This is a genomic window from Bacilli bacterium (genome assembly GCA_035326105.1).
Lineage (GTDB): Bacteria > Bacillota_I > Bacilli_A > RFN20 > CAG-826 > UBA7706.
In genome coordinates this window covers 346,867-359,187 of record DAOKYO010000002.1, presented here as the reverse complement: position 1 = coordinate 359,187, position 12,321 = coordinate 346,867, and the positions used below count along the sequence as shown (strand labels likewise).

Genomic DNA, 12,321 nt, shown 5'->3' with positions numbered 1-12,321 from the left:
ACGCTTAACGGATTACTGGCGAAAATATCGAGGTAAAACAAGAAAAGATATTTCTGATAAAATATTTTTTCCTTATTTCTTAAAATCACTTCTTGTGTTTTTCTAAGTAATAAAGCACCCTTAAGACGAAAAGTCACCAAATGAAACTTGCGCTTGCAACGGGAAGAAATAAATATGCTGTTATAACTTTTAAAAAAACATTGCGTTTCGCAACAAAAATAAATCAGCAATCCACTAAAAAAGGCTTGTATAATTTGGCTTTTAGTCCTATATTATATAAGCAAAGTGCGCCGGTAGCTCAACTGGATAGAGTGTTAGACTACGAATCTAAAGGTTACGGGTTCGACTCCTGTCCGGCGCGCCATTTCGGGATGTAGCACAGCTTGGTAGTGCATCTGGTTTGGGACCAGAGGGTCACAGGTTCGAATCCTGCCATCCCGACCATTAAAGTGGATTGAAGACTTGAGTTAAGTTCAAGTCTTTTTTTATTAAATAAATTATTTTTTTGAAGAATTAGCGATTAAAAACATTTTTTTAATATATTTAACTGACAACATAGACTTTGCCATATAATTGCTTAATTAATTAACGTAAACAATGCATTTATACTTGCAAACAAGCCTGACTTCAAGTAATATATTTCTTGCGTAAATAACGCATTTGGGGTCATAGTTCAGCTGGGAGAACGCCTGGTTTGCAACCAGGAGGTCAGGAGTTCGATCCTCCTTGGCTCCACCAAATATTCGATGGCTGCGTAGCTCAGCTGGCTAGAGCATCCGGTTCATACCCGGCAGGTCGAGGGTTCAAATCCCCCCGCAGCTACCATCGTTTTTTACCGCTTAAGGGCGGTTTAAATATGTGAGGACCCTTAGCTCAATTGGTTAGAGCTGCCGGCTCATAACCGGCTGGTTTCGGGTTCAAGTCCTGAAGGGTCCACCAATAAGGAAGTATACCCAAGTGGTTGAAGGGGTCGGTCTTGAAAACCGATAGGGGGTGCAAGCCCCGCTAGAGTTCGAATCTCTATACTTCCGCCATATTTGTCTCGTTTTGCCTCCGTCATTCGGAGGCTTTTTTTGTATGACAAATGCAAAATTATTGCCAAGTTAGTTTCTACTAACTATAATAAAGATGTTCAAAGGGAGGGTTTATAAAATGAACAAATACGAAGAAAAAATTAACAAGTTTGTTGCCAGTCTCGAGGTTTTTTATCTCAAGTTGCATGCCTTACATTGGAATGTTACGGGAAAAAATTTCAAAGCCATTCACGAATATGTTGAGAGTTTATATAACGATGCGACGGAAACTTTGGATAGTGCAGCCGAACAATTAAAAATTCAAGGACTGTATCCAGTTGCCAGTTACGCTGAATCCGCGAAATTAAGCATTATCAGTGAGTGGACTGAAAAACGTGATCTCACGCAAAAAGAAGTTGTCGAGAGTTTGATTAGTGATTATAAGGCATTGTCGGATTTGGCTAAGGAAATTCGGGATGAAGCGGTGGCCGCGGATGATTTCTTCTATAGTAATTTCTATGAAGATGTTATTGCCGGCTATGCCAAAGTTCTATGGTTCTTAAGAGCTATGGACCGCTAAGTAACGAACATAATCGACAAATAAAAAATCGGTTGGTTAATTTAACCCGCCGATTTTTTTATCTAATTGACTTGGAGTTATTTAACCAAGTGTCGGAGTGGACTTATGGTATTCACGACCCGCCAACTGGCGGTCCATAGAGAAAACGGCCGCTTTGTCATCGGCGATGAAGTCAAACTCCGCCAAATAATTCTCGGCATTGCTCTCCTCTTCGGCTTGCTCACGAATGTACCATTGGATAAATTCAAGGGTGGCGTAATCCTTTTCCTTTTGTGCGGCCTCAAGAATGCTTTCAATACTGGCGGTAACTTCCTGTTCATGCGTCACCGTCACCACTAATGGTTCCCGAAGATTAGCATAGACAGCCTTGGGCTCGGCAATACCCTTCAAAACAACAGGCGCATTTCTAAGTGTTAAATAGTCCCGAAAATACATCGCATGATCTTGCTCTTCTTTGGCTTGAACAGCAAAGTAATTTGCGAAGCCTTTCAAACCCTGTTCCTCGTAGTAGTTGGCCATCGCTAGATAAAGATAGGCGCTATAAAGTTCTTTGTTTATTTGCTCGTTAATTAAATCGGCAATTTTTTTGTTCATCATAAATATGAACCCTCTTTTCCGAAAGATTAATTCTTTCATAGTCATTTTATATGATTTACTATAGTTTGAAAACTCTTACACACTGTAAGAACATATATTTACCCACTATACAATGGTAAAAAAGAGAGTAATATATTGGTGTCTAAAAAAATAGACACGGGATATGTCCCAAAGGAGATCCATTTTACGGAAATCAAGAATATTAGTGATGACGTTGACCGATGTACGATCGTTTATAACGTTATCGAATGTCTACCCGGTTGGTTTATTTTGCCACTTGAGGCCAATCAGTACAGTCAAATGGCTAAGGATTCAATTGTCTATGCCGCCTATTTAGAATCAACTCCGGTCGGCTTCTTAGAGTTGAAACTAAAGCGCCCGCATGTGGCCGAAGTATTAGCTATGGGAGTCATCTGTGGCTATCAGCACTTAGGTATGGGCCGTCAATTGATGGAGCACGCATTTAGTTATTGCGAGCAGAATGATATTGATGTTTTGGAGGTCAAGACGGCCGACTATTCGGATCCGGATGTTAAATATATTGCGACCAGAAAATTTTATGAACGAATGGGATTTGTGGCTTTGGATACCATCGACCGTTATTGGGCGGATGGGACTCCGGTACTGATTATGGTTCGCAAATTTGACAGCAAAGAAAAATTAAATAATCAAACGCTATTAGCTTAGGGTTTAGGGCACATAAAAGTGCCTTTTTTTATTTAAAGAACAGGCTATAATAAATCGGTATGGAAATTATAAACTATTTAAATGACGATCAGTGGCCGTTAATTAAAACCACGCATACACGTGAGATCGTTCGGGCGGTCGTCCTCGATGAGAATGATAACGTCGCGCTTACTAAACTATATGGCGATGATATGTTTGGCCATCGTGACTATTATGAGTTACCTGGAGGTGGGGTAAAGGAAAATGAAAGTAAACTCTTTGCTCTCCAACGGGAAATGGAAGAAGAACTAGGATATCGAATCGCCCTTATCGCAGAAGTGGGGGAAGTAATCGATTTTTATAATCTCATCGGTCGAGAAAATCATAATTACTTTTATCTTGCTCGCCGCAAAGAATTTGTGGGGCAGCGTCTTGAGCCCAATGAAAAAAAGCTTATTCAAAGTATTGTCTATGTTCCGCTTAGCGAAGCTATTAAATTATATGAGGCTATGAGTGATGAAGGAGTGAGTGTTTTAGTTAAAAAAAGAGAACTTCCTGTCCTTTTAAAAGCTCGAGAAATAATCGAGGAAAAGAATCGGCTGGAGCGTTCCATTCGCGATTGAATAAAAAAATAAAAAACCCGGCATTTTTCTTTGACTTTTTGCTGGCACTTATATAAGATATATAGGCAATGGCGAATGTGGTGAAGTGGTTAACACTCCTGGCTGTGAACCAGGCATTCGTGGGTTCGATTCCCATCATTCGCCCCATAAGACAACGATAGATTTGATAGAAATATCAGATCTTTTTTTACTCATTTTTAGGAATATAAAGCGAAAAATGACAAAACAAGCGCTATTATCATTAGTTTGAAAATACAAAAGGCATTTTGATTTAACTATAAGAGGGTCAAAAATCACTGACTCTATATCGCATTCGTTAACGATACTAGATGGTGGTTTCACTCGTTAATGATACTAGCAAGGGGGGCTTCAAGCTATATGTATATGCTCGGGCTTGATTCCCGCTACCGGTCCTTAAGAAAAATGCCAGAAGGGTTTATACTATTAATAAATTCATGGAACTAAACGAAAAAATAAGGAAATATCGAAAAGAGAGCGGGTTGTTCCAAGAGCAACTTGCTTCAAGCATTTTCGTGTCTCGTACTCTCATAACTAAATATGAAAGTGGAAGCGTTTTTCCTACTGACGAAAACCTTGAAAAACTCTCCGCTGTGTTTGGAATCAGCAAAACCGAACTATTATCAGATGAAGAAAAATATTCGATTATTAAAAATCTTACATTAACAACTACAGACTCTGGTTTATATTGAGCATTTTTTTCGTTCCCGTTTCTGTTCTGTTGTTAGTATTTTCTATAGTTCCATTTTACAAATACAGTAGCTATGACTACTCAAACGTTACTCCCCAAAATCCTACTCCCGCTCAGGTTACAGGAAATGTTTCAATTCTGGTTGCTACTTTTATGAGCTACAACCCCATTTCCATCATCTGTATTGTCTTATCCATAGTTAGTATCATTTTATCCACCTTAAATTTCGGTAATTTTCAAAATAAGACCAAAAAGATTTTAGAAATTTGCACCATTATTGTCTTTGCTGTGAGCTTTATTGCGTTTGTCTTATCATTTGGATTCATAGTTTCGATTATTCAGTCGGGCGACTTTCACTTAAATTTCAGGACATAAATTTTTCCATCTTTTGTATATGCCTAGTTTAGTACCAGTACCAAGATTTAAATAGATACCCCTTTAAGCTCAAAACTTGCAGTCGTTAACTTCATCATTGTTAAAATTAAAATCAATTGTGCACTACGCGTGCTTGTTGAAGGGTCAAAAATAAGATCATACAAATCAGCACATTCGAAGTGCCGTTTTCAATTTATCGCATTAAGCTTATTGCATTTATAACCTAGCATATTACTGACTTTTCCTTTCTTATCTTAGAATCGAATATTTACAAATTTACGCAAATTGATAGAATAAAATCATGAGAACACTATTATTAATTTTACTAATACCCTTCTTATCATCTTGTAATGGCAGTGACTTAAAAACTGATAAACTATACGTAGGTTACGATTATGGTAATATATCTTTTAAAATAAATCCGGTAAATGGAGAACAAATTCCTGTTATAACTACTCTTTTCGATAACGGATATTTTGAATTCACTGATGAAGTGGAAATGCCTGCCTTAGAATATGATTTTCTTGTTCCGGGTGACTATCTATCAATAACTTATGAAGGAGATTTGCTTTGCCAAGAATCCTATCCCAGTAAGCTTATGATAAGCGGTGAAAGATTGATAAGTGCTGAATATATATATACGAATATAATTGAAATCGAAAGTGAAAACATATCGAGAAACGAGGATGGAACAGTTTCCGAGATAAGCAGTTGTGGCCATGCGGATGAATATGTAATTTTAGATAAGGATCTAAATTATGTTCCTTTAGATGAATATGATGGAGAAAAGCTTTTTGCAAGTGTTGATTATTCGCAAATTCAATCATGCCCCGTGGGAGCATGGTGTGCGCCAAGTTGTTCATATCTGTTTGGCGCCCTTTTTGCTTTTAATCCTAGAATATAAATCACTTTTTTAATAAAGATTTCTAGCAAATATTTGGATACTCAAGCAAAAGGTCTATCTATCGTCGGCATATGAAATGAGACATGTTTTGTTATAGTGGTTTTATGTCAATTTACTTATTTGATGTTTCTTCATTACAAAAACGGTTAAACATAGATTATATTTATTTAATTGATGACATTGCTTGCTTGATGGAGAGCGTTTTTGTAGAATTAAAATAAATATAAAAGAGGTAATCTATGAATTACGATGTCATAGTTATAGGGGGAGGCCTTTCAGGACTAACAGCGGCGGCATATCTTTGCAAATATGGTCTTTCGACTTTGTTAGTGGAAAAATCCGCTAAAGTTGGTGGCTTGGCAAATAGTTTTAATTATGAAGGCTATACTTTTGATTATGGTATCAGGGCCTTCGAAAATTCCGGCATCATCTTACCGATGATTAAGTCTTTGGGATTAGATATTAGCTTTGTTAAAAGTCCAGTATCCGTTGGAATTGATAATCAATGGCAAATATTGGATAAAAAATCCTCAATCCTTGATTATTCTCTGATGCTCAAGCACTTTTTTAATAAGAATGAACGCGATATCGATTCAATTATTGTTGAAATTAAAAAAGTGATGGCCCAGATGGATGTCATATATGGAATCGACAATCCGTTGTTTCTCGAAAAAATAACCGACAAGAAGTATATTTTTAAAACGCTTTTGCCCTGGTTAATTAAGTATCAAAAGAATATTCGCGAAGCCAGCAAGTTAAATGAACCAATCAACGAATACCTATTAAAGTTTACAAATAACCATTCGTTAATTGATATGATAACGCAGCATTTTTTCACTTCTACGCCGGCCTTTTTTGCCTTAAGTTATTTTAGTCTTTACATCGATTACATCTACCCGCTGGGAGGAACTGGCATATTAGCTAAAAAGGTCAAAGATTATATTATCAGTCAGGGAGGCGAAATTCGGCTTAATAGTGAAGCGGTATCGCTTGACGACGAAAAGCATACTGTAACTTTAATAGATAACAATGTAATTTCGTATCGGAAATTAGTATGGGCCGGTGATCAAAAGAGTTTATATAACCGGGTTGTATCGCTTAATGATTCCCAACGTAAAGTCAAAAATATTTGCAATAGTAGCCGTGGTGGCAATTCAGTCTTAACCATATTTATCGGCGCGGATATAAGTCCCGAGGAATTTGCGAAAAAGTGTGGGCAACATGCCTTTTATACAGCGGACTTATCCGGTCTTTCTTCTATTGAGAAAATCGACTTAGCAAACGTCGAAAATGATGAAGAAGTTTTTAAATGGGTTAAAGAATATCTCAAGAAGACCACGTATGAAATATCGATTCCCGTTTTAGGAGACTCTAGCCTTGCGCCATCCGACAAAACCGGCCTGATTGTCAGTACGGTTTTTGATTATGACACGGCCAATTATTTTTCGAAGAATAATAAGTATCAAGAGTTCAAAGAATTTTGCATAAAAGAAATAATTTCTTTGCTTGATGAAAAGTTTCTAAACGGATTGAAGGATCAAATTGATTTCTCGCTTGTCGCAACACCATTAACAATCGAAAAAGAGACAGGCAACTTTGAAGGAGCGATTACAGGATGGTCCTTCGCTAATAAAGTCATGCCCTCCGAAAATCGTTTCCAAAAGATTAAAAACTCAATTAGGACCCCGTTTAAAGATATTTATCAATGTGGGGCATGGACCTTTAGCCCGTCTGGGTTGCCAGTGTCAATCTTAACGGGCAAACTGGCCGCGGATGAAATTAAGAAACGCTTTAGGAGAAAAAAGAAATGATAAGGCCGATGGTTGAACTAGCAATTTCCGTTATCGGGCTGTTGCTGTGTCTCGTTCTTTTTAACCATTTTCCCCGTTTATCTTTAGCTAGAAAGAAGATAGATAACGCTCCATCGATTTCGGTAATTATTCCCGCGCGAAATGAAGGCCGAAATATTGCTAATTTACTTAATGACTTAAAAAAACAATCTTTACCTCCTTTTGAAGTAATCGTGGTGGACGATATGTCTAGTGATGACACCCTAAAGATAGCAAAAAGCTTTGCGGTTAAAGTAATTAGCATTGAAGAAAAACCAGATGATTGGCTCGGCAAATCGTGGGCATGTCAAACAGGAGCGGATGCTGCCAAAGGCGATTTTCTTCTTTTCCTTGATGCGGATGTTAGACTCGCTGATAACGCGTTATTAAGATTGATTAAAACCCAAATGGAAGTTTGCACGACCATATCGGTTCAGCCCTATCACCAAACCAAGAAACTCTATGAGCAATTTTCAGTGATTTTTAATATTGTTCAAACCGCCGCTGATGGGGTCTCTCTTCCTTGGAAGAAAACCACGGGATTATTTGGACCGGTAATTCTAATATCTAAGAATGATTACTTCAGTATTGGAGGGCATCAGAGTGTTAAGAACTCAATTATTGAAGATATTGCTTTAGGCAAGGCTCTTGATAAAGCGGGATTAAAATATAATTTATATGTTAGTGAGGGCGATATTTCCTATCAAATGTATGGGGATGGCTTTAAAAGTCTATTTAACGGTTGGACTAAAAATATCGCTTCTGGTGCCAGCAGCATGTCTTTTGTTAATTTTTTGTTGGTTTTCTTATTTATAGCCTCCTTAATTTCGGTCCCGTCTAATGTTATATTATACGCAATTAATTTTGATTTATTATGGCTGCTTCTATATTGTGGTCTGTATCTATTTTGGGTGATCGTACTGTTTTTTATAAGCCACAAGATTGGGCGATTTAATCCTTTAGCAATCATTCTATTTCCAATTTTGGTTTTATTCTTTACTCTAGTTTTTATTGTTTCGTTTTTTATTAAAATTTTTAATTTAAAATATAAATGGAAAGGTCGCTCAATAAGCGGAAAAAGATAAATATGCAAATTGTATTTTTGTCTCCCTTATGGATGATTATCTTGTTTTTCACTCTTTGGCCCGTGCTACAAATTTCATGTGCGCTTATTGCTCTAGCAATTCCTAATCGAGCGTATGACCCGGACTCATTTTTTTACCGTTCGCACCGGTTTGAATTAGAAGGTAAACTTTATGAGCGTTTATTTGCTGTAAAAAAATGGAAGCATTTGCTACCCGATGGCGGAGCAATATTTAAAAAACGCGGATATAAAAAGAAGCGGCTGGAAAGTTTCTCAAAAGACAACTTGGAGCTATTTCTTGTCGAATCGGCACGGGGCGAACTGACCCATTGGCTGGCTATATTGCCGTTTTGGATTTTTGGCTTTTTCGCGCCTCCCTACATTATTTTAATTATGCTTGCCTATGCTTTAATCGTTAACCTTCCTTGTATTATCGTTCAACGATACAATCGGCCAAGAATCAAAAAGATTTTAAAAATGATGAATAAATAATTTTTAGTGTTAGATGTAATTTTTTTCACTTGTTTTCAAATAAGCGATTGTCAATTCGGTTAATAACTAATTTTTAAAGGAAAACGTAATAAAACATACGATGTTTTTTTTCATTTGAAGTGAATTGCTATCAATAGAATAATTTGTGGACAGCTTATCAATAGTTAATCCTCTCTAAGTTATATTTCGATTGGATCTTGCCGACATTTTTTGTTTTTTTCCATATATTGGTCAAAAAGCAACCCAAAGTTTACATTTTGAAACCTATAAATGATAGAATGAAAAAGTTAGTATTGTTAACATTGTTGTTGAAAAGGAGATTACTTATGAGAACGGGAGAAAAGATTACACGTCTTAGAAAAGAGAACAATTATACTCAGGAACAATTAGCAGATTTACTAGGTGTATCTCGGCAATCAGTTTCAAAGTGGGAATCGGATTTAACGCTTCCTGAAACAGATAAGCTTATTCAGATGGCAAAAATGTTTAATTGTTCAATCGATTATTTGCTCAACGAAGACAAGACGCAAAAGGATGGAACTATTTTAGAAGTTAAAGATGAAAACGATGTAGATTCTAGTCAACAAAAGTCTTCATTTGAAAGTAATAAACCAAGCAGGGATGCTAAGCATATATTTTTAAATATTAATATGCTCTGGGGCATAGGCTATTTAGTTATTTCATTGCTACTTTATGCTCTGCCATACTTAACGCTTACGGCTACGATAACTACTGGATTTCCCCCTTATAGTTCGACAACCACGATTACAGTCTCACCCAATGTTTATGAATTGATTTCTTCACCCAACTTTCAATCGGGCAACTTTATTATCTTACTCGCATTCTTAGTTATGTTAAGTCAGACATTATTTAGCGTTTTATTGGTTTTCATTCATAAAAAAGGAATTCACAATGCCCGGTTTATACTGGCGTTTGTTGAATTTGGATTATGGATGATTCTCTTGTTGATGTTTGGTGGTTACGCTAATGCGGGAACAATCTTATTGCCGATTATTTCGTTGACCAATGCTATCCTAATTGTCGTCTTAAAAAAGCTGAAGTTCACCCCTTTAGCAGTTTAATTTATAGTTCACAAATCATTCATTACGCAAATAATGAAGATTTATTTAATCAGCATTTATCCCTATTTTCAGCAACTTGAGATTAGGGATTTTTATTTATTCGGATATAGGCAAAAACTCCCATTAACTTATTTTTTTTGGTAAAATAAAAACGAAAGGGAAATAAAGGTTTAATAACAAAAGAACCTTAATGGCTATAATATGGCAAAAAGAATTTCAAAAAGTAAAAAAAAGAATGTAGTTTTATTGGCGCTCTTATCTTTTGTCTTTATCATATTTGTTTTCGTGACAATGTTCTTTGACGGGGCTGTTTTAAAAGATTCATCCGGAAATATTACCGATTCCATAAAAGGATATGATTTGGCCTTCGGCAAAGAATACATCAATAGTTCTGTGCTCACCGGAAGTTTGAAGGCAAATATTGTCCTTGCCATCGGGTATATACTTCCTTTGGTCCTCATGGTTTTTATTCTCGTCGCTGCTTTTATGGGAAAAATGAAGTTGCTTAGTGGATTGTCATTATTAATGGCTTTGTCATTAATCATTTCTACAATCGGCTTTTTTACGATACCGACCATGAGCGAGTTCAGCGTATCAGTACTTGGAGTCAACCAAATAAGCACCTTACAAGATATGGATTATGAATTAAGTCTTCTTTCCATTTTAGCTGGGGTTGGTGCCGGATTGGGATTTATTTCTAGTTTATCATTGGCGTTTTCAACCCGTAAATAAAGAATAGGTATTTATCGGATAATTTATAAAGCAAATTTTAGCTGGATAGCGAGTTTCGTTAAAGAGCGAAAATTTGCTTTTTTTAATACATGTATGCGAAAAACGCGAAAAATCGGTTGACTTGTAAACGCTTACACCATACAATTTAGATGTTGAAAAAGGAATAAGAAATAGTTAATGATATCCGAGGTCCGCAGGAACCACTTGGCTATTTTCTTATACCCATCAATAAGCCTAAAACTTTTAGGAGGAAACAAAGAAATGGCTAATTCTAGGAAGATTTTGACCTTAGGCATCAGTGTTTTGACTGTAATGACCTTAGCATCGTGTGGTTCAAGTGGTGAAGATACACGGGTTGCTGACATCGTTGCAGAAGCGGAAAAAATGGACCGCAATGAACTATATGCCAAGGCGATTGAAGAATTGGACGGCAAGACGATGGAAGCGGTAGGAAATTCTTCCCGCGGCAAAACGGCGAAAGAGTATTTCCTCGCATATTTGCAAGGCAAAAAGTATGATAGTTCGACACAAACGTATGTTGTGGATGAGGCTATTCGGCAAGAGTTCCCCGGTTATAAGGAGGATTTCAGCGGAAAAATCAACTGGAGTCAACCGAAGAACAACAAGATTTTTTCGCAAATTTCAGCCGATGTACGGGCGAGTAACCATGTTTTGTCAATGACTTTGATTCAGGATGGAAATCAAATTCAATCCAAGATGCTCAATACTGGGTATCTATTAAACTACATTCCAAAGGAATGGGCGGGAAACGAAGAGGAAAATGGACATCCATTCGCCCTTCAATCATTGAATAAAGTTTTCATGTTTAATAACTTAGGCGAAAATGTCGATTATAGCAACGTTTGGGATTTCGTTGAAGACGGCAGCGCGCCAATGTTTATGGGCGTTGATAGTGAGCCGGTCGGAAAGAACTTCCTTTATATGCTCACTAACGAACACTACGCTGCTATTATGAAACAAGCCTATGAAGCCTACAAATTAGAGAATGGTTCCCAAAATTTTGACGATGAGATTGATGCAATGACGGAAACCGTTACCGATTTGGGATTATCAAGTCCCGATGCAAAGTACTCACTGGCTTGGATTAAGCGCTGGGTTAACCAATACAATGAACAAACGGATGATGGCCCGATTTGCAATAGTCTTGTTCAAACCAGCGCGGCCGGTCAATCGGCTTTGATTGCTTACAGTAAATTACGGTCAGTTGAAGAAACCGCCGAAGCTTCAAAGAAGAATGTTACGATTGCGGCTTACCAAACAGGCTATCAGGGTGTTGGTGGCTTTATGTACAAGCACTACTTGCAAGTATTGAAGAGTTCACCCTATCCATGGACTTCATGCGCTTTCATTCACTTTATGACGACGACTGCTGATGGATTTAGCCCTTGGGGTAAAGATATCGGCGGTTATTGCTCAAATCCATCGGCTAACGTCGATCATACCAATGATGGCGGCGAAGATTATCCAGCGATGAATGATAGAGGCTATAGTTGGTGGAGTAGTCAAGAAGAAGGCAAAGGTCGGATGGTAATAGAAGATCCAGCCTATGTGTCAAGTGTCAGCTATAACGTTGGTGACTGGATTGACTTACTCTAATTCTATTTAAAATATGAG

Annotated in this window: 11 protein-coding genes and 7 tRNA genes; 17 read left to right on the top strand and 1 reads right to left on the bottom strand. The window is 37.2% G+C overall.

From position 1 onward, the window contains the following. The first annotated feature begins 287 nt into the window (after positions 1-287). The 7 genes from PKC96_06050 (at position 288) to PKC96_06020 (ending at position 1,593) form a co-directional block, all read left to right on the top strand. Positions 288-364, top strand: a tRNA-Arg gene (locus tag PKC96_06050). 3 nt (positions 365-367) lie between these two features. Then, a tRNA-Pro gene (locus PKC96_06045) sits at positions 368-444 on the top strand. Positions 445-662: 218 nt separating this feature from the next. Beyond that, positions 663-738: transfer RNA gene (locus PKC96_06040), tRNA-Ala, on the top strand. Positions 739-748: 10 nt separating this feature from the next. Beyond that, positions 749-825: transfer RNA gene (locus tag PKC96_06035), tRNA-Met, on the top strand. A gap of 37 nt (positions 826-862) precedes the next feature. Then, positions 863-939, top strand: a tRNA-Ile gene (locus tag PKC96_06030). A 4-nt stretch (positions 940-943) separates the two neighbouring features. Beyond that, positions 944-1,034 (top strand) — tRNA-Ser (locus PKC96_06025). A 118-nt stretch (positions 1,035-1,152) separates the two neighbouring features. Then, on the top strand, positions 1,153-1,593 hold the full coding sequence (locus PKC96_06020) for a DNA starvation/stationary phase protection protein (protein ID HMM00877.1): 441 nt from the start codon (positions 1,153-1,155) through the stop codon (positions 1,591-1,593). Between the two features lie 81 nt (positions 1,594-1,674). Here PKC96_06020 and PKC96_06015 read toward each other — a convergent pair whose 3' ends face one another. Further along, positions 1,675-2,190, bottom strand: coding sequence for a ferritin (locus PKC96_06015; protein HMM00876.1), 516 nt, complete (start codon positions 2,188-2,190; stop codon positions 1,675-1,677). A gap of 138 nt (positions 2,191-2,328) precedes the next feature. Here PKC96_06015 and PKC96_06010 point away from each other — a divergent pair, with 138 nt between their 5' ends. From PKC96_06010 to PKC96_05965, 10 genes are all read left to right on the top strand, one after another. Further along, positions 2,329-2,877, top strand: coding sequence for a GNAT family N-acetyltransferase (locus PKC96_06010; protein HMM00875.1), 549 nt, complete (start codon positions 2,329-2,331; stop codon positions 2,875-2,877). A gap of 59 nt (positions 2,878-2,936) precedes the next feature. Further along, positions 2,937-3,479 carry an NUDIX hydrolase gene (locus tag PKC96_06005; GenBank protein HMM00874.1) on the top strand — a complete coding sequence of 181 codons (543 nt, stop codon included), beginning with the start codon at positions 2,937-2,939 and terminating at the stop codon, positions 3,477-3,479. A 71-nt stretch (positions 3,480-3,550) separates the two neighbouring features. After that, positions 3,551-3,626: transfer RNA gene (locus PKC96_06000), tRNA-His, on the top strand. Positions 3,627-4,864: 1,238 nt separating this feature from the next. Then, positions 4,865-5,467: a hypothetical protein gene (locus PKC96_05995; GenBank protein HMM00873.1), complete on the top strand. Its 603-nt coding sequence runs from the start codon at positions 4,865-4,867 to the stop codon at positions 5,465-5,467. Between the two features lie 239 nt (positions 5,468-5,706). Next, the gene (locus PKC96_05990; GenBank protein ID HMM00872.1) at positions 5,707-7,278 is read left to right on the top strand and encodes an FAD-dependent oxidoreductase; all 1,572 of its coding nucleotides are present in this window, start codon (positions 5,707-5,709) and stop codon (positions 7,276-7,278) included. Further along, a complete protein-coding gene (locus PKC96_05985; protein ID HMM00871.1) occupies positions 7,275-8,381 on the top strand; it encodes a glycosyltransferase family 2 protein in 1,107 nt (368 codons plus the stop codon). Before PKC96_05990 ends, PKC96_05985 begins: the two co-directional genes overlap by 4 nt. A 2-nt stretch (positions 8,382-8,383) precedes the next feature. After that, positions 8,384-8,872: a glycosyl-4,4'-diaponeurosporenoate acyltransferase gene (locus tag PKC96_05980; GenBank protein ID HMM00870.1), complete on the top strand. Its 489-nt coding sequence runs from the start codon at positions 8,384-8,386 to the stop codon at positions 8,870-8,872. Between the two features lie 326 nt (positions 8,873-9,198). After that, complete coding sequence (locus PKC96_05975) at positions 9,199-9,954, top strand: helix-turn-helix transcriptional regulator (protein ID HMM00869.1); 756 nt, start codon at positions 9,199-9,201, stop codon at positions 9,952-9,954. Positions 9,955-10,155: 201 nt separating this feature from the next. Then, positions 10,156-10,686 (top strand): hypothetical protein, encoded by a 531-nt coding sequence (locus tag PKC96_05970; GenBank protein ID HMM00868.1) that lies wholly within the window; start codon positions 10,156-10,158, stop codon positions 10,684-10,686. A 261-nt stretch (positions 10,687-10,947) separates the two neighbouring features. Further along, on the top strand, positions 10,948-12,303 hold the full coding sequence (locus PKC96_05965; GenBank protein ID HMM00867.1) for a hypothetical protein: 1,356 nt from the start codon (positions 10,948-10,950) through the stop codon (positions 12,301-12,303). Positions 12,304-12,321: the final 18 nt, after the last annotated feature.

Coding starts and splice junctions, on each gene's coding strand:
- PKC96_06020 (HMM00877.1), top strand. CDS start 1,153: ATGAACAAATACGAAGAAAAAATTAACAAGTTTGTTGCCAGTCTCGAG.
- PKC96_06015 (HMM00876.1), bottom strand. CDS start 2,190: ATGATGAACAAAAAAATTGCCGATTTAATTAACGAGCAAATAAACAAA.
- PKC96_06005 (HMM00874.1), top strand. CDS start 2,937: ATGGAAATTATAAACTATTTAAATGACGATCAGTGGCCGTTAATTAAA.
- PKC96_05995 (HMM00873.1), top strand. CDS start 4,865: ATGAGAACACTATTATTAATTTTACTAATACCCTTCTTATCATCTTGT.
- PKC96_05990 (HMM00872.1), top strand. CDS start 5,707: ATGAATTACGATGTCATAGTTATAGGGGGAGGCCTTTCAGGACTAACA.
- PKC96_05985 (HMM00871.1), top strand. CDS start 7,275: ATGATAAGGCCGATGGTTGAACTAGCAATTTCCGTTATCGGGCTGTTG.
- PKC96_05980 (HMM00870.1), top strand. CDS start 8,384: ATGCAAATTGTATTTTTGTCTCCCTTATGGATGATTATCTTGTTTTTC.
- PKC96_05975 (HMM00869.1), top strand. CDS start 9,199: ATGAGAACGGGAGAAAAGATTACACGTCTTAGAAAAGAGAACAATTAT.
- PKC96_05970 (HMM00868.1), top strand. CDS start 10,156: ATGGCAAAAAGAATTTCAAAAAGTAAAAAAAAGAATGTAGTTTTATTG.
- PKC96_05965 (HMM00867.1), top strand. CDS start 10,948: ATGGCTAATTCTAGGAAGATTTTGACCTTAGGCATCAGTGTTTTGACT.